General features: G+C 40.5%; 21 protein-coding genes and 1 other RNA gene. 5 read left to right on the top strand and 17 right to left on the bottom strand.

The features are described from left to right. Positions 1-227: 227 nt before the first annotated feature. Both DFR59_RS09360 and DFR59_RS09355 read right to left on the bottom strand, forming a co-directional pair. Positions 228-788: an isoprenylcysteine carboxyl methyltransferase family protein gene (locus tag DFR59_RS09360; RefSeq protein ID WP_245948429.1), complete on the bottom strand. Its 561-nt coding sequence runs from the start codon at positions 786-788 to the stop codon at positions 228-230. Beyond that, the gene (locus tag DFR59_RS09355; RefSeq protein ID WP_114745366.1) at positions 788-1873 is read right to left on the bottom strand and encodes a type III polyketide synthase; all 1086 of its coding nucleotides are present in this window, start codon (positions 1871-1873) and stop codon (positions 788-790) included. Before DFR59_RS09355 ends, DFR59_RS09360 begins: the two co-directional genes overlap by 1 nt. A 191-nt stretch (positions 1874-2064) precedes the next feature. On the opposite strand from DFR59_RS09355, the gene DFR59_RS09350 reads away from it, so the two are divergent. Then, entirely contained in the window at positions 2065-2523 is a 459-nt protein-coding gene (locus tag DFR59_RS09350) for a chemotaxis protein CheX (RefSeq protein ID WP_114745365.1), read from the top strand. 71 nt (positions 2524-2594) lie between these two features. On the opposite strand, the gene DFR59_RS09345 is transcribed toward DFR59_RS09350, so the two are convergent. From DFR59_RS09345 to DFR59_RS09300, 11 genes are all read right to left on the bottom strand, one after another. Then, positions 2595-3365, bottom strand: coding sequence for an SDR family NAD(P)-dependent oxidoreductase (locus tag DFR59_RS09345; RefSeq protein WP_114745364.1), 771 nt, complete (start codon positions 3363-3365; stop codon positions 2595-2597). 320 nt (positions 3366-3685) lie between these two features. After that, positions 3686-5200, bottom strand: a complete 1515-nt coding sequence (locus DFR59_RS09340) for a carboxypeptidase M32 (RefSeq protein ID WP_114745363.1) — start codon at positions 5198-5200, stop codon at positions 3686-3688. Between the two features lie 130 nt (positions 5201-5330). Continuing rightward, positions 5331-7262, bottom strand: a complete 1932-nt coding sequence (locus DFR59_RS09335; RefSeq protein WP_114745362.1) for an ATP-dependent DNA helicase — start codon at positions 7260-7262, stop codon at positions 5331-5333. Between the two features lie 159 nt (positions 7263-7421). Then, a complete protein-coding gene (locus tag DFR59_RS09330; protein ID WP_114745361.1) occupies positions 7422-8588 on the bottom strand; it encodes a THUMP domain-containing class I SAM-dependent RNA methyltransferase in 1167 nt (388 codons plus the stop codon). Between the two features lie 114 nt (positions 8589-8702). Further along, positions 8703-9086: RNase P RNA component class B (rnpB, locus tag DFR59_RS09325), an RNA gene on the bottom strand. 74 nt (positions 9087-9160) lie between these two features. Further along, positions 9161-9466 carry a cell division regulator GpsB gene (gene gpsB / locus DFR59_RS09320; RefSeq protein ID WP_114745360.1) on the bottom strand — a complete coding sequence of 102 codons (306 nt, stop codon included), beginning with the start codon at positions 9464-9466 and terminating at the stop codon, positions 9161-9163. Between the two features lie 93 nt (positions 9467-9559). Next, entirely contained in the window at positions 9560-10111 is a 552-nt protein-coding gene (locus DFR59_RS09315; protein WP_211318545.1) for an SLOG family protein, read from the bottom strand. A 72-nt stretch (positions 10112-10183) separates the two neighbouring features. Next, positions 10184-10495 carry a spore coat protein gene (locus DFR59_RS09310; protein WP_114745358.1) on the bottom strand — a complete coding sequence of 104 codons (312 nt, stop codon included), beginning with the start codon at positions 10493-10495 and terminating at the stop codon, positions 10184-10186. Between the two features lie 86 nt (positions 10496-10581). Further along, complete coding sequence (locus tag DFR59_RS20400; protein WP_245948428.1) at positions 10582-10677, bottom strand: hypothetical protein; 96 nt, start codon at positions 10675-10677, stop codon at positions 10582-10584. Between the two features lie 129 nt (positions 10678-10806). Next, on the bottom strand, positions 10807-12078 hold the full coding sequence (locus DFR59_RS09305; RefSeq protein ID WP_114745357.1) for a ribonuclease H-like domain-containing protein: 1272 nt from the start codon (positions 12076-12078) through the stop codon (positions 10807-10809). Positions 12079-12101: 23 nt separating this feature from the next. Beyond that, a complete protein-coding gene (locus tag DFR59_RS09300) occupies positions 12102-14363 on the bottom strand; it encodes a DEAD/DEAH box helicase (RefSeq protein ID WP_114745356.1) in 2262 nt (753 codons plus the stop codon). A 150-nt stretch (positions 14364-14513) separates the two neighbouring features. On the opposite strand from DFR59_RS09300, the gene DFR59_RS09295 reads away from it, so the two are divergent. Continuing rightward, on the top strand, positions 14514-14993 hold the full coding sequence (locus DFR59_RS09295; RefSeq protein ID WP_114745355.1) for an Hsp20/alpha crystallin family protein: 480 nt from the start codon (positions 14514-14516) through the stop codon (positions 14991-14993). Positions 14994-15036: 43 nt separating this feature from the next. On the opposite strand, the gene DFR59_RS09290 is transcribed toward DFR59_RS09295, so the two are convergent. After that, on the bottom strand, positions 15037-15525 hold the full coding sequence (locus DFR59_RS09290) for a YppG family protein (RefSeq protein ID WP_245948427.1): 489 nt from the start codon (positions 15523-15525) through the stop codon (positions 15037-15039). 220 nt (positions 15526-15745) lie between these two features. On the opposite strand from DFR59_RS09290, the gene yppF reads away from it, so the two are divergent. After that, complete coding sequence (gene yppF / locus DFR59_RS09285) at positions 15746-15940, top strand: YppF family protein (RefSeq protein ID WP_114745354.1); 195 nt, start codon at positions 15746-15748, stop codon at positions 15938-15940. Between the two features lie 48 nt (positions 15941-15988). On the opposite strand, the gene DFR59_RS09280 is transcribed toward yppF, so the two are convergent. The 3 genes from DFR59_RS09280 to DFR59_RS09270 form a co-directional block, all read right to left on the bottom strand. Beyond that, positions 15989-16348, bottom strand: coding sequence for a YppE family protein (locus DFR59_RS09280; RefSeq protein ID WP_114745353.1), 360 nt, complete (start codon positions 16346-16348; stop codon positions 15989-15991). 78 nt (positions 16349-16426) lie between these two features. Continuing rightward, positions 16427-16660, bottom strand: a complete 234-nt coding sequence (locus DFR59_RS09275) for a hypothetical protein (protein WP_114745352.1) — start codon at positions 16658-16660, stop codon at positions 16427-16429. 425 nt (positions 16661-17085) lie between these two features. Continuing rightward, complete coding sequence (locus DFR59_RS09270; RefSeq protein WP_114745537.1) at positions 17086-18045, bottom strand: DUF2515 family protein; 960 nt, start codon at positions 18043-18045, stop codon at positions 17086-17088. 167 nt (positions 18046-18212) lie between these two features. Between DFR59_RS09270 and recU the strand changes: the two genes are divergently transcribed. Then, a complete protein-coding gene (recU, locus tag DFR59_RS09265) occupies positions 18213-18830 on the top strand; it encodes a Holliday junction resolvase RecU (RefSeq protein ID WP_114745351.1) in 618 nt (205 codons plus the stop codon). A 39-nt stretch (positions 18831-18869) separates the two neighbouring features. Next, positions 18870-21710: a transglycosylase domain-containing protein gene (locus tag DFR59_RS09260; protein WP_114745350.1), complete on the top strand. Its 2841-nt coding sequence runs from the start codon at positions 18870-18872 to the stop codon at positions 21708-21710. The last annotated feature ends 42 nt before the right edge of the window (positions 21711-21752 follow it).

Below are 21752 nucleotides of genomic sequence, written 5' to 3'. Positions count from 1 at the left end.
AAAAGTGAACGCGATAATATCCAATATGCTATTGGACACTTATGATTGTGTATTTGTGACTTTCAGGATGTTCTTTAATACATAAGCCAGTACGAATCCATATATGATAAGGGTAGAAGCGGCAAATAGCCAATTCATTCCGTTCACCAGCCTTCCAACTTTAAATGAGATTGATTTTCAAGTTCAATTAAATCGTAACATAAGTGATAATCATTTTCAATGGAAATTCATTTTGAAAGTTTCGGGAAAAACCGGTTTTTATGAAGATGACCCTCTACATGGTCATCCACAAGAATGAGCGCCCGCTCCTCCAAGGGGATCCTGATGGACAATATCACGGCATTCAAAATGGCGAAAATAATCATTGTCAGATATGCATTGAACATGAAAGGTATAATCAAGAGCTCTAACGTTACGATAAGATAGTTAGGATGCTTGATAAACTTATATGGTCCTTTAGTAGTCAGTTTTGCCTCTGGCAGGATAATGATTTTTGTATTCCAAAACTGTCCCAAGGAAGATATCACCCAAACCCTTGCCGCTTGAGCCAACAAAAATCCTGTAAAAAGGAGGACCCATAATGAATTCATTCCCCTTCTGGATATCATCACCTCTGCAAAAAGAGCAGCAAAAAACAAGCTATGCATTCCTGTCATAAAGTAATAATGGAGTTTACCAAATTCTAAAGCACCTAGTTCTTTCATTCTTCTCTCATTTTTCTTCGCCAGCAAAAGCTCAGTAAGCCTTTGAAAAATTAAAAAGATAAAAAACACTAAAAAAAATGTCATCATTCCCACCTCATTAACAGCAATTCTGAACTGAAGCCCGGTCCGAGTGCTGCTGCCAAACCGACTTCCCCTGCTGCGATCTCCTTCAAAAGGAATTCTCTCAATACATATAAAATCGTGGCCGAAGACATATTTCCATATTTCTTTAAAATATTCAAAGGGATATCAAGCATGGAGTCTTCAAAACCCAATGACGCTTGATAAGCTTGAAGTACTTTTTTCCCACCGGGATGTGCAATGAAATGAAATATATCCTTCATTTCCATACGATTTTCTTTCAAAAATTCCAATACATTTGGACGGAGCCAGTTGGTCACTATCGATGGGATGTCTTTTGAAAAGACCACATGGAGGCCATCATCTTCAATGTCCCATCCCATTACATCCAAGGAATCTTTCATTAGTGTGGAACGAGTCTTTACAATGGAAGGTAAAGGTCTCTTTCTTTTTGGGGATACGCTGCTTTCATCCCCGCACACTAATGCGCAGGCCACACCATCTGCAAAAAGGGACGTTCCGACCAAGTTGCTTTTCGAGTGGTCATTATGCTGAAATGTCAGACTGCAAAGTTCAATGCTCAAGACCAATACTTTTGCATTTGGATATGCCAAACAATATTCAAATGCCCTGGATAGTCCAGCTGCCCCCCCTGCACATCCCAATCCCCAAATAGGTATTCTTTTTGTATGTGGAGAGAAGGGAAGAACATTCATGATTCTCGCTTCGATGCTGGGTGTCGACAATCCGGTTGTACAAATCGTATATATGGCATCAATCTCATCATACGGAACTGCTTCCGCCAGAAATTCTTCTGAAGACAGGCATTTTTGGATAGCTTCTGCCCCCAGCCGTACAGCTTCCTTAATGAAAAAATCATTTTTCTCTGAAAAACGATGGTTTTCTGCAAACCATTTCAGATCCTTTACAAAATAGCGCGTTTCAATTTCTCCATTTATGAATACGTTTAATAGCCGGTTCACATTCAGATTCGTTTTAGAAAATAAAGATCCTATAAAACTTTTCGCGTCCTTTTGATCGATAACATGTGCAGGCAGCCCAACTTCCACTGAAACGACCTTTGGCATAAAAGTCCGCCTCCTTACTCATAAGTTAAGGATAGGTTTTCCTTATTTAACTTGAGTATTCAACAGGTCTTTAGACAGGGGATTTTCGTGCTATCTTTTCCGGAAAGTTTTCAGATTAATGGGAAATTTTTACCCTATTTTCCATCATTCTATGGTATTATATTTTTAGACAAAATACCGGGGGTTTCGACATGACTATTACAAAAGCAGTTACAGATGTCCTGAATTGTACGATCCATTCAATCAAATCGGTCATCCCAATACCGTTGCAGATCTCAAAGCCATCAATGATTTCAAATGCTTATTATCATGATAGTATTGCAGTATTAATTGGGATGACAGGAGATATAAGAGGAAGGATCATGATTGACGGCCAGGAACATGTTTTTGCTCAAATAGGTTCAGCCATGTTTGGAATGCCTCTTGAAGGAGAAATGCTTGAATCGTTTTCCGGTGAACTAGGTAATATGATAGCCGGCCATTTATCGACTCAAGTCTTTCAAGATGGTTTTTCAATGGACATAACACCTCCAACGGTCATGTCAGGAAACTCCAAGGTTTCAGGTTTTGATAAAGCATTCCGGCTTCCAATATTACTTCAAGAAGTAGGGGAGCTCACAATTATTCTAATGGTCGATCAAAATATATAAATGCTAAGTCCAGCCTTGTTATATAGAAAAAAAGAACGAAAGGAACCCTTAACGGTACCTTTCGTTCTTTTTTAAAAACCATTTATGGTCATTCCACCGTCGACGAATATTGTTTGGCCAGTTATGTATTTGCCTGCATCTGAGGCAAGAAAGACTGCAGGTCCAACCAATTCTTCCAGCTCCCCTATCCTCTTTAATGGAGTGACTGCAAGAATATCATTTACATAATCAGGATCCTGAAGAAGCTTCTCAGTCAATGGAGTCTTGAAATACCAAGGACCGATGGCATTGACATTGATGTTATCGCTGCCCCATTCAAAGGCGAGGACCTTTGTCATCTGAATCAAGGCTGCTTTTGTTGCAGCATATACCACCCCGGTCCTTAAAGCCACAGTCCCTGCTACAGAAGCAATTGTAATGATTTTTCCATCTTTCTGTTCTTTCATGATTTTTCCGGCTTCCTGAGATACCATGAATGCGGATTTTAAATTCGTATCCATTATCTTCTGCCATTCATCATCCGTTACAGAAAGTGCATTAGACCGGATATTCATACCTGCATTATTGATGAGGATATCAATTCTTCCTGCTTCTTGCACAACCTGTTCTACGGCGCTCTTTACTTCAACCCTGGATGTTACGTCTGTGGGAAGTACATATGCTTTTTTTCCAAGGCTTCGAATGGCATCCGCCGTGGATTCCAGGTCCTCAAGGGTTCGGGATAAAAGAGCTACATCCGCCCCAGCTTCAGCAAGCCCGATGGCAATTGCCTTCCCAATCCCTCTTCCAGCACCAGTTACCAAGGCTGTTTTTCCATCAATACGAAAAGACGGCAAATACATTAAATCCACTCCTTGCTTTCAGAAATTTCTTTCTAATCTTAGCATAGAGTTTTGTGGACTACTATGAATCTGCCTCAGTCGTTCTCTTTTTACCATCCTGTACTTCTATGAAAATCTTTTTCTGTCCATAACTTCCACAGTTTTTGCAAATGCCTTCTGTCTCAGAAAGTGTCCGGCACCTGTCACAATAATACTTTTCCATATTTCTCCCTCTCCTTACCATCCTTCCATTAGTTTATTGTGATTTGCTGCCGCCCGTTCCAAAGGCAATCATGACAAAAGAAAAAAGAGAAGCTTCTGCCCCTCTTTCTTCTCATTATTTAAGATAGTTTATAGATTTCATCATATTTCTGTTTCAGGTAGTTGATCAAATATGATGCATTCAATCCTTCTCCTGTAGCATCTTTGAGAATTTCAAGCGGTTTTTTCGTTTTCCCAAACCGATGCACATGCTCTGTCATCCAGTTTTTGATAGGCTCTAAATCGCCTTTTTCCATAAGTTCATCGAATTCCGGTAAACTTTCATCCATTTTATGCTTCAATTGGGCTGCATACATATAACCAAGGGCATAAGAAGGGAAATAGCCGAAGCTTCCTCCTGACCAATGGACATCCTGTAAAACGCCTTCCCCATCATTTGATGGTCGGATACCGAGGTATTGTTCATATTTGTCATTCCAAATCTCAGGCAGGTCCTTGACTTCAATTTCATCATTGATCAGAGCTTTTTCAATCTCATAACGGATCATGACATGAAGTGGATAAGTCAATTCGTCTGCTTCAATTCTAATAAGGGAAGGCTTAGATTCATTGATTGCCCTGTAAAATTCATCAAGTGGAACGTCATCAAATTGTCCATTGGAGTAGGTTTTCAATAACTCATAATTCTGAGCCCAAAAAGATTTATTCCTGCCTACAAAATTCTCATAAAACAGAGACTGGGATTCGTGGATGCCTGTTGAAGTCCCCGTACATAACGGCGTCCCTACAAGTTCATTAGAAATATTCTGTTCATATAGTGCGTGGCCACCTTCATGGATTGTGCCAAATACAGCGTTTCTCCAATCATTTTCATCATACTTAGTGGTCACCCGTACATCTCCCGGGTTCAAACCGATCATGAACGGATGCACGGTCTCGTCCAGTCTTCCTGATTCGAAGTCATAGCCCATTTTTTCAAGGATTTTCAAACTGAATTCTTTTTGCTTCTCTTTAGGGAAATGTTCAGAAAGATATGCAGTTTCAGGTTTATGATCAGACTCAGAAATCTTGTGTACCAATGGGACGATCTCGCTGCGAAGCTCGCTGAAAACTTCATCAAGGACTTCTACGGTGATGCCCGGTTCATAAAGGTCCAATAAAGTGTTGTATTTGTTCCCTTTATATCCCCAGTAGCCAATGAATTTTTTATTGAATTCCACTAGTTTTTCCAGATACGGGCGGAAAAGCTCAAAATCAGCTTCCTCTTTCGCCTTCTCCCATACACTCTCTGCTTTAGAGCATAAAACAATATATTCTTGGAATTCGGCAGCCGGAATTTTTTTATTGCGGTCATAATCCGATTTGATTTCATGTAATGTTTTTTTAGTCACTTCATTCAATTCATTTTCCTGTGGTGATAATTTTGCTATGTATGCAGCCATTTCTTCAGATACTGACATGGCAAATGCTTCAGATGAAAGCATCCCGATTACTTCTGAACGCTGTTCGACTCCTTTTTTGGGAGCACCTGTCCTTAAGTCCCAATACATTAAACTGATTGCTTCATTATAAGCTTGCATTTTTTTTACGTAGTCTAAAAAGTCTTTTTCTAAGCCAGCAATCGCTGTTGTCATTGTATTTCCCCCTAACAATTGAATAAATCCCTATTCATGATATCATACTTTTCTGAAAAAAGGAAAAATATGCAATGTACAGGATAAAATGCCAAAAAAAGAACCTCCTGAAAATGGAGGTTCATTCAAATTAAACAGTTGTTGTTTGTGGGGCCACCGGCAGCACTGACTGCAGGTTTTCTGCGTAGGTTTCCAGCTCTTCAGGGCTCATCAATACTGAAATTGAGCCTGAATCCTCTGAGGTTCTGATCAGTCTTCCTATTCCCTGCCTGAAACGCAGAAGCATGTATGGGAGATCTACTTCCCCGAACGCATCTTCCGCTCCTTTTCGCTTTGCCTCGAAGACAGGATCCTTTGGCGGGAATGGCAATGAAAACAGAACGACGTTTGATAAGGATGAACCAGGGATATCCAGTCCTTCCCATAAATGATAAGAGCATAGGAAGCTTTCTTCAACTGATTGGAATTCTTGAACAAGCGTACTGATTTCCTTGTCCCCTTCAAAAAGAACCGGATAATGGATGTCCTCAAGGTTTTTAATTTTCTCCTTGAAGGTCTCAAGTTCAGATTTTGAATTAAATAGGACAAGCGTTTTTCCATTTGAATGTTTAATAGAGGAAATGGTTTCTTTTATACGGTCCTCAAAACCATTTGCCGCAATAAACTCCACTTTCATATTCTCTTCGTAGTCGAATGGGGACTCCACTGAAAGTGATGAGAAAGTATCGATTCCCAAGCTTTTGCTTATATAAGTGAAGTCTTTGTTATTTGAAAGTGTTGCAGAAGAAAAGATAAACGGCAGCTTTTGGGAGAATACTTCCTCTCTTAAAATATCTTCGACAAGTCTTGGCATAATTACAAGAGTGCTTCCTGAAAGCGACTCTTCAAACCATACAATCCCTTTATCATCTTCAATGAACAGCTTTAGGGAATAGACGATCTGATCCAAGTATTCTTCAACGATTTTCAGATCGTAATCATTGATGACATACATCTCCGCATCTAAAACCAATTCCTCCAAAAGATCGTCAATCATGTCTTTCAATCGTGTTGCCTGTTTAAGTACAATCATAGCCTTATTCACTTGCATGCGTTCAGATCCTTCTACCTGAACGAGATTTTCCTTAAGTAGATCGAACCATTCATCATTCAAAGCCAGAACATCTTCAATGATATTCAATGTTTTTTCCCTTACATCATTGGATAGCAATTTTTCCAATAAATCATTTAATGTCTGCCAAGTAATGCGGTATGTCAACGCTTTTTGACTGGCAAATTCCAAAAGATGCCCTTCATCAAAAATAATAGAGCTTGCCTCAGGCAGTAAGGGAAGTTGTCCTTCCCGGACTCTTGATTCTTTTGTCCACACATGTTCCATATAAAAATCATGTGAGCAGATGATCAAGTCCTCTGATTTACGATAATATTCGCGATTCAATGTCTGACCGCATCTATGGCGCAAGTCGCAGGAGAAACAATCCTGAAGAGGATCCCACCCGATTTGTGTCCATTCTTCATCTGACAATGCCGAATAATCCTTGCGGTCGCCGTACACATCAAATTTGTTCATGGAACCAGGCGAGTGGACAAATTTTGGGAGCTGGTCGAACACATCATCAAAGTGGTCGTTATCAGTCTTTTCTAAAACACCGTTCAATTTTTTCAGACATAAATATTGTTCGCGGGATTTTGCCAGACGCACATCGATAGACAAGTCCAATGCTTTTTCAAGCTTTTGAATATCGCCGCCTTCTTTGACCAGCTGTTCAATCAATGTTTCATCTGCACATGCAATGATTGCCGGTTTCCCTGTATATCTTGCATAGCAAAAGGCATACAATAAGTACACAAGTGTTTTGCCTGTTCCCACCCCTGCTTCTGCAAAGATGACTTGTTTATTTTTATAGGCATTCAAAAGCTGAAAAGCCATATAAATCTGTTCGTCTCTTATTTCAAACCCTTTTTCGGGTAAAACATCGTAAAATACATCTCCGATCCAATCATTCAATTGGTCATAGAAAGATTCTGTTTTGGATAGGGAGAATGGCAGTGTTTTCTTCATTTTGTGCCTCCGTTCATTATTCAATTACCAATAAGCAATAATTTCTACTTTACCTGAGAATCAATGAAATTTCCATATGAAAGTTTTCACAAAAGAAACGCAGGAGCTTGTTGCACCTGCGTTTCTTTATTTAAGAAGTTTACGTACAAAACGGATTATTTATTCCACAGCCTGACCATGTTCTTGCTCTTTTTTTCTTGGCGGCCTTGGCCCCCAGTATTGATAGTAGTCTGTTCGGATGAATCCATTGAAGAGTTTTCTTTTTTTGGTTGCGGGTTTCCCATAGCACGCTTCGAAGTTCTCATTCGATGTCAGCATATAAATAGACCACGTATCAAGCTTTTTGAAGGCCTCTCCCATTTCGCGATACATCTTTTCAACTTCAGGCTTATCTCCAATCCGTTCGCCATAAGGAGGGTTTCCTGCAATAACCCCGTATTTTTTCTCGCTCGTGAAATCTTTTACCTGCATCTGTTTAAATTGAATGATTTCACCTAATCCTGCTTCAAATGCATTTTCCTTTGAAATGTTGATCATCCTGTGGTCGATATCAGTACCCATGATATCCAATTCACGATCATACTCAGCCAAATCTTCACTCTCAATCCGTGCCTCATCCCATACCTTTTGTGCAATCCACGGCCATTGCTCCGAAATAAATTCCCTGTTGAAGCCAGGGGCAATATTTTGACCGATCAATGCAGCTTCGATAGGAAGGGTGCCTGATCCACAGTAAGGATCAACAAACGGACGATCCGGCGTCCAGCTTGTCAATTGTATCATGGCTGCTGCAAGCGTTTCTTTAATAGGCGCTTCCCCTTGGCCAGTCCTGTAGCCGCGTCGGTGCAACCCGGCACCGCTTGCGTCTATCGTGATCGTAGCTGTATCCTTCAGCAAAGAGACTTCTATCTTAAATAAAGGGCCTGTTTCTTCAAGCCAGGAATTTCGTTTATAATGGCTTTTTAATTTTTCGGCAATTGCTTTCTTCACAATTGCTTGACAGTCAGAGACACTGAATAGTTTTGATTTCACTGATTTTCCTTGAACCGGAAACTCTGCATCAACGGGCAGGAAATCCTGCCAATTCAGTGCATTAGTCTTTTCAAACAACTCGTCAAAAGAATAGGCTTTAAATTCCCCTACCTTTATCTTTACACGGTCTGCCGTCCTTAGCCATAAATTAGAACGTGCAATGGCTGTTTCGTCCCCTTGGTATGTAATCTTTCCATTTTCGACTGTACAGTCATATCCTAAATTCTTTACTTCATTGGCCACTATGGATTCAAGTCCCATTGCAGCTGTCGCAATAAGAGAATATTTCGACATACTTTCACCCTTTTCCGATCTATTTTCAAACAATTGTCAACCTCAGCTTATATATGATAAAAGCTCTCCTTTATGAGAAGGAGAGCTTACGTAATAAAAGTATCATTATCAACGTCCTGTAAGCCATGTTCTGTACCTTTGTACTGCAGGCGACTATCGTCTCGTACTTAGGTGGTAATCATCTATCTACAAATGCAATGCACTTGTCCTTCTCTTTGTTCGATTCCTCAAAGAAGGTGCCCCTACCATAATTTGGGTTTCTCGCTCGTGGGGTTTACCTCGTTCCACCCTTATGATTTCTCATAAGGCTCCGTCACTGTGGCACTTTCAAAGTAGTCACACCATATCTTGCGACTTAGGTGTTTTCCCTGCCGTCAACCCAGAATTACCGGGCTGCCCTAGCTTATGAATTCACTAGGCACGAACACTACAGGCATCTCAGCACTGTGCGAGCATGGACTTTCCTCTACAGCAAAGCTGCAGCGATTACCTGAACGTTAATAACGCTTCATACAATGACCAATTATAGGCCATTCACGGAGCTAAATCAACTGGAAATTTAATTTTCTCGATCAATCGTACAGCTTGCTGCCAAAAACATGCTTTTCCAGGTTGGAAAGGCGCTTCAAGATATCAAAATTTGTTGTACCTGCAGCCTGTTGAACTGGCGGTTGGCGTCGCGTGGAATCATCTGCCTGTTTCTTCAAGCGCATATTTTCCTGTTGAAGCTCTTCAATTGTTTGATGGAAAGTCTCATAGTCTTTTATGACCAAATCAAGAAACTTATCAACATCTTCAGGCTTATACCCTCTCATTGCTTGTTTGAATTCTTTTTCTAAAATATCTTTTGCAGTCAATTTAATTTTATCTGATAACATGCATTACACCATCCTATCATTACCCATTATTATTAATTTTTTCAAATACTACTGTTTTTGTCAATTTTCTTGGATGTATATTTTGTGAACATTTCACTGATTTTCCCACTGTTCTTCTTCTATTATCGTTTGCAATTCATAAAAATCAATGGTTCGAATTGGAAAATCCCGCACTTCCTGATATTTTTCGGCTAATTCCAAAATGAATTTTGGCGATCCTTCTTTCTCAGGATCGTATAATGCAAGAAGTCCATCGCTCTTATGTAAAAAAATTCGATCTCGATTTCTGAATTGATCCGGGCTTGTATAAGGTTGATTAGAAATGGTACCAAGAAAATCAGCTTGTGAAGTCACCAGGTCATAATATTCCTTCTGAGGTTCCTTCCATTTGGAATGCTGATCAATAAATGGCGTCAATACCGCAAGCTGTATATCATAGTCTTCATCCTTTAATTCAAGAACCATCTCAGCTGCCCAGAGTTCCACTCCCTGCTGGCCAGAAATCAGCACCCATTCCAATCCCTCTTCTGCTAATCGTTTGATTTCCTTTTTCAATGCTTTTTTTATGATTCTGACAGCAGGGTCATCATTATTAAATATTCCCAGCTCAAAAGGTTTATATCCAGTAACCATAAGAACTTGAATCATTATCGATGCTCCTTTAATAAATAATAAAAAAACAAGGGCTAGCGATTTAGCCCTTGCAGCCGTTTCTGATTATCTTCCGTATCCGTAAGGACCCATTTGCTGTCCCATAGGACCCATCTGTTGTCCCATTGGGCCCATTTGTCCCATAGGACCCATTGGTGCCGGGCCAGGTCCTGAGCAATTAAATTGTTGGTTGGATACTTGATTTACCATAGATTGTGTTTGAGGGAAGTAGTGTTTATGCTGGTACATTGTATGGTTTACATTAGTTGTATGTGACGGATGAATATGCGGTACTTCCACTGTTGAAAAAGTATGATTTACGCAGCATTTTGTAGGATGAACAACTGCAGGAAGTACATGTGGTGGTCTGCAATACATGGTCATATCTCCTTCCTATTTTATATTTCTTACACTAACAAAATATGTAAAGGGAAGGGAACATGTACTAATACAAATACCTATTTTTACAGCATTGTATAAAAACTATCCCTCATGTTGGTGAGAACAAATGCCATGATGAAAACAACAACGAAAAACAGAAAAAAGATTGTTCGATACAATTTAAATCAGCCCTATCCTTAAATCTTGAATACATTTCAATATTTTACAGGTTTCGACAAATTGGCACAATAGGTTTGGGCGTTAAAGAAACATTTCAAACATTAAATTTTGTTAACAAAATTGGATTTTCATTCCTCAACGTTCTTTTTTATCTTTTGGTTAAGGCGTTCCAATCTTTTTTGCAGGGATTCGATTTTTTTGTTAGTCACTTTTTTGTTTTCCTTGTTTTTCAAAGCTGTTTCCAAAGCGATATAGGCAAACTCAAGAGCCTGTTTCAGACGACGAAATTGATGTTCCTCTATTTTTGCTAATTCTATCATCGATTCCAGCTGTATCCATCCCTCACATTCCTTGGATGCTTCGAGCCACAACTCATGTGCCTTTAGATAATCCTTTTCTCTTTTATAATAGAAGGCTAAGTGAAATTTTGCTTCACCAGCAGAAGGATCCTTCTTTTTAGAAGCTTCTTTTAATGAAACAAAAGCTTCCTCTTTATTGCCCACATAATCAAACCATTTTCCGACGTTCAGAGCTTCTTGATCAGACCTTTTAGGATCAGCATTTAAAATCTGAAATGACAGATGGACATAAAGGGATACAAGGGATAAAATATCTTTTTCATTATGGATCAGGATTTTTATCAACCCTTCCGGATCTTTTCTTTCTACGAAATCGAAATAGATCATGGGGGCGAGAAAGCCCGGCACATCATCGACGCGGTGAAAATCAAGGATTTCTTTTTCGACATCCGTTAATTTGACTCTATCAAGTTTGTGCTTCCACATCCTTCTGGACGCATGGAATAAATCGAAATGGCCGAATGAGGGAAGCTTTGGAACATGTTCCCTTATCAATGTATGCCTTGTTTTAACCTGCGGCCAGTCAAATGCCTTCCCATTATAGGTGACAAGTGTTGTATAATCCACTTTTTCAAGAAAGCTTTGATATAGAGGGATTTCGTCTCCTGGCTGTGGGAGGATATGCTGTTTTAAAACTAGTTCCTTTCCTTCCACTCTGGCATACCCCAAAAGGAAAATGGTGTTCCCAGCCCCTCCTCCGAGTCCTGTCGTTTCTGTATCAAAAAAGAATAAATCTGACGCATCATGGCCAAAAGAAGATAGGGGATGCCCCTTACCAAACTCATTCCAAAGATCTACAGCCTTCAACAATTCTTTAAATGAATATTTTCCGTGTGCAGTCTCCAATGGATATCTTACTTCACGAATCAGACAAAAGCTTCCATCGAAGCAGTATGGAGATACATTCACTTTTTTCCATTCATCCATAAAAGGGATTTCACCCTCGTTGGCTATTTTCACTTCCTCCACAGAGGGTGTATTTTCTTTGTCCTCTTTTGCAATATGATGCTTCATCCGTTTCAATTTATTTTTAAGGGACATTTATCACACCTCTTTTAAAATCGTCATGCACCAAGCAGTTTTAAAAGCTCAAGTGCATCTTTTTTTGATGATAGAGTTTCTGTGCCGATGCAGGATGGGCAGCCATTATTACATGGACAGCCGTTAATCAGTTTCTTGCATTCACGAAGAATCATATCAGCTTGTTCAAATACTTTTTTGCTTAGCCCAATACCTCCTGGATAATGGTCGTAAATGAATATCGTAGGAAGTTCATTGTGTTCAGCCTTCACTTGCGGTACAACCTGAAAATCCTGAGGATCACACATGACAAAAAGTGGGATGATCGCTTTCATAGAATGAGCAAGTCCGATAAGCCCCTGCTCGATTTCTTTTGAAGATCGCTGTTTTTCCTCATTTTTGATTGAGAGCCAGCAAGAGTTCGTATGAAGTTCCTCTTCCGGCAGATGAATAGGTCCTGAACCAATATTCTCATGTGTATCAAACTTTATCTTTTTAAAAATGGTTGCCATTGCTCTGACGGATACATCCCCATAGCCCATTTCTATTTCAGAGAATTCTTTTTGTTCATCGGCTTCGAGCACCTGAAGGGATACAGCTAAATTAGCATCTGTAAAGTAGTCAACATCTACTTCTTTCACATATGCTTTTTTCTCTTCCCAATCCAACTCCTCGACTTGAAATTGAGTTCCTTGATGCAAATAGATAGCTTCATCGTGCAGCAGCGTCATTGCACTGAATCGATCCATTTCCCCGATAACCTTTGTTTGGGATGGGATGCTATAATCAATTATGATCACATTTTCCTGTGAAGCCGAACGAAGACTGATGTTATGGGCAGGAAATGCATCATTCATCCAATGATATTTGCTGCCATTTTGATGCAAGATCCTCTCCTCGACAAGGAATTCCAGAACCTCATCAATTTCGGTGCCTCCGAATAAATCTCCACTTTTAAAAGGCAGCTCATAGGCTGCACATTTAATATGATCAATTAAAATAATCAAATTGTCCGGATTAATTCTCGCGACTTCCGGCGATTGATTAAAAAAGTATTCTGGATGTTCGATGATATATTGATCGAGCGGTGTGGAACTGGCGACCATAATGACCAAGGATTCCCCATGCCTTCTTCCTGCCCTTCCAGCCTGCTGCCAGGCACTTGCAATCGTTCCGGGATACCCGGTCATGATACAGACCTGAAGCTGCCCGATATCGACGCCAAGTTCCAATGCGTTGGTACTCACCACACCATAAATTTCTCCATTTCTCAGGCCTTTTTCAATTTCCCTTCTCTGAGTGGGCAAATACCCTCCTCGATACCCCCGTATCGATTTTGGACCGAGTTCATTCTTCACAAGCTCTTTCAAATACGTAAGAATGATTTCAACCCTCACCCTGCTTCTGGCGAAAACAATGGTCTGAATTTTATTCTTTAATAAATCTCCTGCAAGACTGCGCACCTCAAGTGTTGCACTCTTTCTAATATTCAAAGGTTTATTCACAATAGGCGGATTATAAAAAACAAAGTGTTTCTTTCCGCTTGGGGCCCCATTGTTATCGACTAGCTCCATTGATTCTCCTGTAAGCTCCTGTGCCAGCTCCAATGGATTCGCTATGGTAGCAGAAGTGCAGATGAACTGTGGATTGCTGCCATAATAAGCACAGATTCTTTTAAGTCTTCGGATGACATTTGCAACATGGCTGCCAAAGACCCCGCGGTAGGTATGCAGTTCATCAATTACGATATATTTCAGGTTTTCAAAAAGGGATACCCATTTCGTATGATGCGGTAAAATGGCAGAATGAAGCATATCAGGATTCGTAATGACAATATGCCCTGCTTTCCTTACTTTTTGGCGGATATTCGCCGGCGTATCACCATCATATGTATAGCTGTTGATAGACAGCCCCGACTCCTGGATCAACTCGTTCAGTTCACTTTTTTGATCCTGGGCGAGAGCTTTTGTAGGAAATATATATAATGCCCTTGACTGATCTGAATCCAGTATGGATTGCAGCACAGGAAGATTGTAGCAAAGAGTCTTGCCTGATGCCGTCGGAGTGATGGCAACAAAACTTTTTCCTTGTGATGCAATACTATAGGCGGATGTTTGATGGGTATATAATTCTTTTATTCCCCGTTTACTCAAAGTATCTTTTATGGATGGATGAATATCCGAAGGAATCGGATCGGTTTTGGCTTCTTTTTCCTCCATCGTATGCCAATGAACTATTCGTTCGATATATTGGGAGTCCCCTTTTAAATAATCAATGATATCTGTCAGCTTTTTCTTCCTAAACATTCGATTCACCTCATTATCCTTCTATCTTATCGAATATTTGTTCGTTTATAAAGAGGGAAACATTATGAAATTCGATGTTTCCATTACATAGGCACTTTCTATAGCTGTTTTCATATAATGAATCGAAAGATACTGAAAGGAGCTCAAGTGATGCCTCAAAAACCGAATGATGGACTGCCTCCAAAAAAGACCCAATCGGTGCATTTTGGAGAAGTGATGGATTCCATGAATGAACTGTTCAGAGAGAAGCCGCTTAAAGGGATTCTCGAGAGCATTGATGACTTCTTTTCAGCCCCATTTCCTTCCGGGCATAACAGCCTGAATGTAGAATGGGCAGAAACAGATGATTCTGTAATCGTCACTTCAAAGCTTCCGGGAATCAAAAAAGAGCAAATATTCATTAACATCTTCCCTCAATATCTCACGCTGGCTGTCCAGGATTCAGAAACTCTTGCAAAAGAAGATCAGAACCAGGGTACCTTCTTTAAAAAACATGCCATGCAAAGATCTTCAAGGACCATCCAGCTTCCTTCTATTGTAAATGAAAAGAACGCAAAGGCGACTTATGAAGATGGACTGCTCGTCATTAAGATTCCGAAGCTTAAAGGGAAGCGACTTCATATTGATTAAATAAAAAGAGGCTGAAAATTTACTTTCAGCCTCTTTTTATTTATTATATCTTGAACATTCCGCCGAGCCCCTTGACCATCGAACTCACCTGGTTCACTGCACTCATCATCTGCCCTGCAGTATTCATCATTTTATTAAAATCGATATTTCCGTCTTGTCCCTTGAACGAATTCATCACAGAACTCATTGGAGAACCTTGTGGTTTTTGAAGAAAGCTCGCTTTTGGATATGGATTCGCATAGCCTTGACTTTGCTGTTGAAGGTTCATTTCCGGCTCCGGCGGTTGTAGAGGGTTCTGAAAAATTTGGGATGACTGCTGATATGGATAATAGGCGCTTTGGCCATATGGATTGGCGCCGTTTCCTTGCTGGGGAAAAGGCATGCTGCCCGGGCCATATTGTGGATGAGGCATCATATATGGTCCTTGCCCCGGATATAGTGGGGCGGGCGGCTGCTGATAAGGGTTCCTCCCTTGATTCAACCTTTGCGCCATGCCGGGTGAATCCCATTGTAAACCATTTAATCTCCTCACTTGACTACCTCCTAAAACATAGCTGTGTGATAGTAGTCTATGCGTTGTTGAATAAATGGTGAAATGTCCTATTCAGAGACTCCCCCAGATAGGGAAATCAGAAGGTATTTCCAGATATGTCGACTCACGTTGAATATTGTCGGAAGTTAAATAATTCTTAAAATAAGGAAAAAAAACTTTTCATGTTACCATGAAAAAAAGAAGATAGGGAGGCATTAAAATGAATGTTCAAGAATTAAAACAAAGGTTTGAACAGAAGAGAGCATTTGCCACTGAGGATTTGAATGAACTTTTGGTTTTTGCCAAAAAGGCTTATCTTTACAACGAACTATCTGCTTATGAATACAAAAAAATTGTAGAGGAACTTGAATCTGCATACGGAACGGAACATATTAAAAATCAAAATACTCACTAATCAATAGTTCTTAAGGGATGATGCCACATTGCATCATCCCTATTTATCTTAAGACTTTAATTCGTTGTAAAGCTGATTCAGTACGTAGTCTATGGATTGTATATGGCTTTTGAATTTGTTCCAGCTGGTTTCCGGGAAAAATGCCTGGATGGATACCATTTGAAGATTCTCATTTGTGTGAACGATCTGCCTGGGATGAATATTTTTTCTTGAGGCATCGTTCAACCATTTTACCGCCAAAGTTTCCCATTCATCCCCGATTTCTTTTATGTGGTCAGCAAATGGTTTAACCTCTGTAAAAAAGTCCCCTTTTTCCTTTGTCTCCCTTACCTCCAGATAACGGGTATGAGCTTTTTCGTTCAATGATATAAGTTCTTTAGTCAATTCTAATAATCTATTCTTTTCCACAGGATTCTCCACTCCATAATAAAAAGCAGCGTGTAAGCTGCTTCATTTTTAAATATAAATATTATTTTAAAGATTGAGTCAGCTAAACTCAAGCTTAAGCCCGTTCAAAAATACATTTCCTTGTAATTTTGCAGTTTCCTGAATCCCCATGAGTTCATCCATTCTATTTAAATGAACGTCCATTTTTGTATGGATTTCCATCGCATCCGCTTTTAGCTTTGAACTCACTCTATCCTGGATATCCTTTTCCAACTGATCCAACTGTGCTTCAATATCTTTTAATTTCTCTAACACTGATTCGCTGGCTAACATGATCATGCGCCTCCCCTTTATTCTTTACTCCATAATTCTTCGTCTTTTATCTACTTCCTCCCCCCCTGACAAAACTAGAAGCATTTCGTCAAAGAAAGTGATTTTTCACCCATCACAGTTTGCACTTTCGACAATTTGTTCCTCAACGGGAATGGCTTTGCAGGATTAGTAAACAATATAGGCAGGAGGTGTTTAAACATGAAGAATAAAGGGAAAAACACAAATGAAAAACAGGAAGTTCGCCAAAATACTAAAGCGGGATCCGGCAACCCAAAATTAAACGGTCCTAACCGCCCTTCGACCTGATGATTTAATTGGACTACCATAGCACACGATGTAAAATGAAGGGTTGATCCAAATGAGAGTTCATTTTTGACAAGTGCTTTTTTGGCAAAAGCTCAATTATGAATTCTCATATATACGGATCAGCTCTCTTTATTTGCCGTCAAACAGTTTTTTATCGTCAAGATTCTTTTCTGTTGAAATTGTTTATGCAAAAACCAATCGGTCAAATGGATACCTTCTTTTAATTGAGCTGGATAAAACCATTTCTCTTTCCAACTTCCTTCAAAGGACCAGTCTGCCTGTTCTCTAATATGATGTTCAACCACAGGATAAACGGTCCTCAAAAAAGGGGTGGTTCTTGATAGACGGTGCTTGAATCCTTTTTCATAATCATATCTTGAACCTGTATGTTCAACTTTCATGGAAAAATCTAAAAATCGGGGGTATAAATCCGGGTGGAAAAGAATATAATCCAATCTTTTTCCGAGTTCAATCCGCTCATCAAGCTTGGTAAATTTGGAGACAGCTGCCCCATATAAATTTCCGATTAGGGTAGGAAATACTACGCAGCTGAAATGAAAATATTCCTGAAAGTGAAAAAGGATAGTTTTAAATACCCTTTTCTTATAAACGGGATGACTTATAATAGGTTTTTGAATCAGATTCTGTTCGTTGATGATCAAAGCCTTTGTTAATCGATCACTGTCTGAACCGTGCCAGAAGGTTTGCCATTCCTTTATCATAAAATCGGACACCATAAAATTTTTCAAAAGATGAAACATTGGCTTTCTGGACACCGTCGAATATTGATAGATAAGAAGCTGTGGAAATGCGTCATGAAAAATCAGCCAATTCGCTCTTTCGTAAGTTAGAAACAGCCTCTCCCTGATTTCCTGGGATATCCCCTGCAGAAAGCATGTGCTCATTAAATCGCACATATTCCACCCCGCGTTCCGGGAAACCATGGAGGCCAGAAAAGACCAGCGGATTTCGGGATGAAGAAAATAAAATTTTTGATAATATTCTGTTCTGGATATGTTATCTAAGTTTCCTTTGAAAACAATAGCCCTTATATCATCTATTATTTCTGATTCAGTCATTTTCTCAAAGCTTTTGGGAAAGAAATTGTGAAAATCGTCTTTTTTCTTCATATATTCCGCTCCCTTGGTTTTTCTAACGTTATATTGGGTGGAATTGACGCTTTTTATTCACACATCCATTCTTGCTTTCTGCTATTATAGGAATTAGCTTGAGAGGTGAGTTTTCCATGAAATTCCATTATCCGAATGGAAAAAAATTTGTACAGCCCGCAGTTAAATCGTCAAAAAAAGATAAAGCAAATAACCAGGTTGTCTACAGCAACCGTGGAATGACACTGGAGGAAGACCTGAACGAAACAAATGAATATTACTTGCATAAAGGAATGGCAGTCATTTATAAAAAGCCCACGCCTGTCCAGATTGTGAAAGTCGATTATCCACGCCGGAGTGCGGCAGTCATCAAGGAAGCATATTTCAAACAAGCTTCTACCACAGATTATAACGGAGTATATAAAGGTGCCTATATTGACTTTGAAGCGAAAGAAACACAAAATGCCACCTCTTTCCCCTTAAAGAACTTTCATGAGCACCAAATATCCCATATGAAGCAAGTGGTAAACCATGGAGGAATTTCATTTGTCATTCTTCGATTCTCTTCAACTGATGAAATTTTCTATTTAAAAAGTGAACATCTAAGTTTCTTTTGGGAGAGAATGAAGAATGGAGGAAGAAAATCCATTTCAAAAGCTGAAATTGAAGAATTCGGATTTAGCATTCCGATCGGACTCCATCCAAGAATCGATTATTTATCAATTGTAGACAATCATTACAACTTTGATTACTAAGGGTATTCCCTTATAGATAGAAAGTGAGGAATGCTGAATATGGCAGGTAAACAAATGTCACGAGAAGAACGCCGTAAACAACAGCAATCTAATAAAAAAGGCAAAAAGAGAAAAGGAAGTACCTTTAAGAAAATAATATTAACCATTTTCATCATTGGATTATTGGGACTTGCTGCGGGTGCAGGCACCTTTGCCTATTACGCAAGCGATGCCCCTCCATTGGATGAGAAACTGCTGAAGGATCCCCTCCCTTCAGAAATTTATGATATACATGGAAAGATGGTCACCACCATTGGCTCAACCAGACGGGACTATGTCCAATTCAAGGATATTCCTGATACTGTAAGAGATGCTGTATTGGCTACTGAGGATAATAGATTCTATCAGCATCATGGTATCGATCCGATCCGACTTGCAGGAGCTGTTCTTGCTAATATCACGCACGGCTTCGGCTCTGAAGGAGGAAGCACCATCACTCAACAGGTAGTGAAGAATTCCTACCTCTCACAAAATAAGACGCTGAAAAGAAAAGCACAGGAAGCATGGCTTTCCATCAAGCTCGAACAAAAATATACCAAGGATGAAATCTTTGAAATGTATGTCAATAAGGTATATTACAGCGATGGCGTCCATGGCATCGAAACGGCATCCAAGTATTACTATGGCAAGGATTTAAAAGATCTATCCCTGCCTCAGGTAGCCCTATTGGCCGGATTGCCTCAGAGCCCGAATAACTATAACCCATTCGATCACCCGGAAGCTGCGAAAAAACGACGTGATACTGTTCTTTCCCTGATGTATCAGCATCATAAGATTTCAAAGGATGAAATGGAAAAAGCGAAGAAAGTATCCATTGAATCCATGTTGAAGAAAAAAGAAGAACGTCAGCGCAACGATCAAAAGTATGATTCCTTTGTTGACGAGGTAATCAAAGAAGTCAAAAAGATGGGAGATTACAACCTCTTCTCTGATGGCTTAAAGATCTATACGACACTCGATCCCGATGCCCAGGAATATGTTGAAAAAATGCTGGATGGAAATGATATTGTCCAATATCCGGATGATAAATTCCAGGCAGGCATCACCCTTCTGGATACTAAGACAGGTGAAATCAGGGCAATTGGCGGCGGACGCAACCAAAAAGTCAAGCGAGGATTCAACTACGCAACTGACAGCCAAAGACAGCCTGGATCGACCATCAAGCCAATCTTGGATTACGGCCCTGCCATCGAATATCTAAAATGGTCCACTTATCATCAGTTGGATGACAAACCATATAAATATTCCACAGGTGACGAAATCCATGACTGGGATCAAAAGTATCTCGGTGAAATGTCCATGAGGAAGGCCCTTTATATGTCCCGTAATATCCCTGCCCTGCAGGCCATGCAGGCTGTTGGATTGGATAAATCCCGTGAATTCGGAAGCAGACTGGGGCTTGATTTTAAACACTTCTATGAGTCGTATTCCATTGGAGGAATTGACGAAGGTGTTTCTTCCCTTCAAATGGCTGGAGCATATGCGGCCTTCGGAAATAACGGCATCTATAATACTCCTCATGCAGTCAAGAAAATTGTCCTGCCTGATGGGGAAACAGAAATTAAAAGCCCGCATGAACCAAAAGTGGCGATGAAAGATTATACAGCATATATGATCACAGATATGCTGAAGGATGTATTGACAGCATCAGGCGGTACTGGACATATGGCTAATATCCCAGGTCTTCCTCTAGCAGGGAAATCCGGTACTACGAACTACAGCGAAGACTATCGCAAAGAAAACGGCATCCCTAAAGCTGCTGTCCCAGACGCTTGGTTTGCCGGCTACACCACCAACTATACCGCAGCGGTATGGACTGGATATCCTGATAGGAAAGATCCTATACAGCCTGGAAGTGATCAAAAAATATCCCAGCTGCTATTTAAAAACCTGATGGAACATGTTTCTGAAGGAAAAGATACCCCTGATTTCAAGAAGCCGAACAGTGTAGTGGAGGCAAAAGTGGAAGCTGGGTCGAACCCTCCTAAGAAACCAAGCGAGTTCACTCCTGAAGACAAGGTTCTTTATGAACTGTTTGTCAGAGGAAAAGAACCTACTGATGTTTCTCAAGAGTTCGATAAGCTTAACGCCCCATCAAATGTTAAAGGAAAATACAACCCAGACAGCAACCAGATTGAACTTACGTGGGACTTTGATGACAGTGAAGCGAAAGATGTTAAATTCGAAGTCAGCGGTTCTGTTGCCGGTGGTAAACAGCAGGCAATCACAACCACTTCAGATAAGGCCATTAACATTAACAATCCTCAAGCTGGAGAAACGTATACGTTTAACATCGTAGCCGTTTCAGGCACTGAAAAGAGTGATTCAGCATCAGGGACTGTAACTGTTCCTGGCGGCAATGAAGGAAATGACAATGGCCAAGGAAATAATGGTGAAGGTACTGATAACGGTACCGGCAGCGGTTCTGGCGGTAATTCCGGATCTGATAATGGCACCGGGGACGGTTCTGGCACCGGGTCTGGCAATGACGGTTCTGGTTCTGGTTCTGGTACTGGAACTGGCGGAGGTTCTGGATCCGGAACTGGCGATGGATCTGGCACTGGTGACGGGTCTGGCTCAGGTACCGGGTCTGGCACTGGAACCGGGTCTGGCTCAGGTACCGGATCTGGCACTGGTACCGGGTCTGGCTCAGGTACCGGATCTGGCTCAGGTACCGGATCTGGCACTGGCACCGGATCTGGCACTGGCACCGGATCTGGCACTGGCACCGGATCTGGCACTGGTACCGGATCTGGCTCAGGAACTGGATCTGGTACTGGTACCGGCTCAGGAACTGGTTCAGGAGATACTGGCGGGACCAGTACAGGCGGCGGGCAATAAAAAAAAGCAGGACCGCCTCTACCCTTCCTAATAAATTTAAAA

It is taken from the genome of Falsibacillus pallidus, assembly GCF_003350505.1.
GTDB lineage: Bacteria > Bacillota > Bacilli > Bacillales > DSM-25281 > Falsibacillus > Falsibacillus pallidus.
The sequence above is the reverse complement of the archived record's forward strand: the minus strand, read 5'-3'. Positions and strand labels throughout refer to the sequence as shown.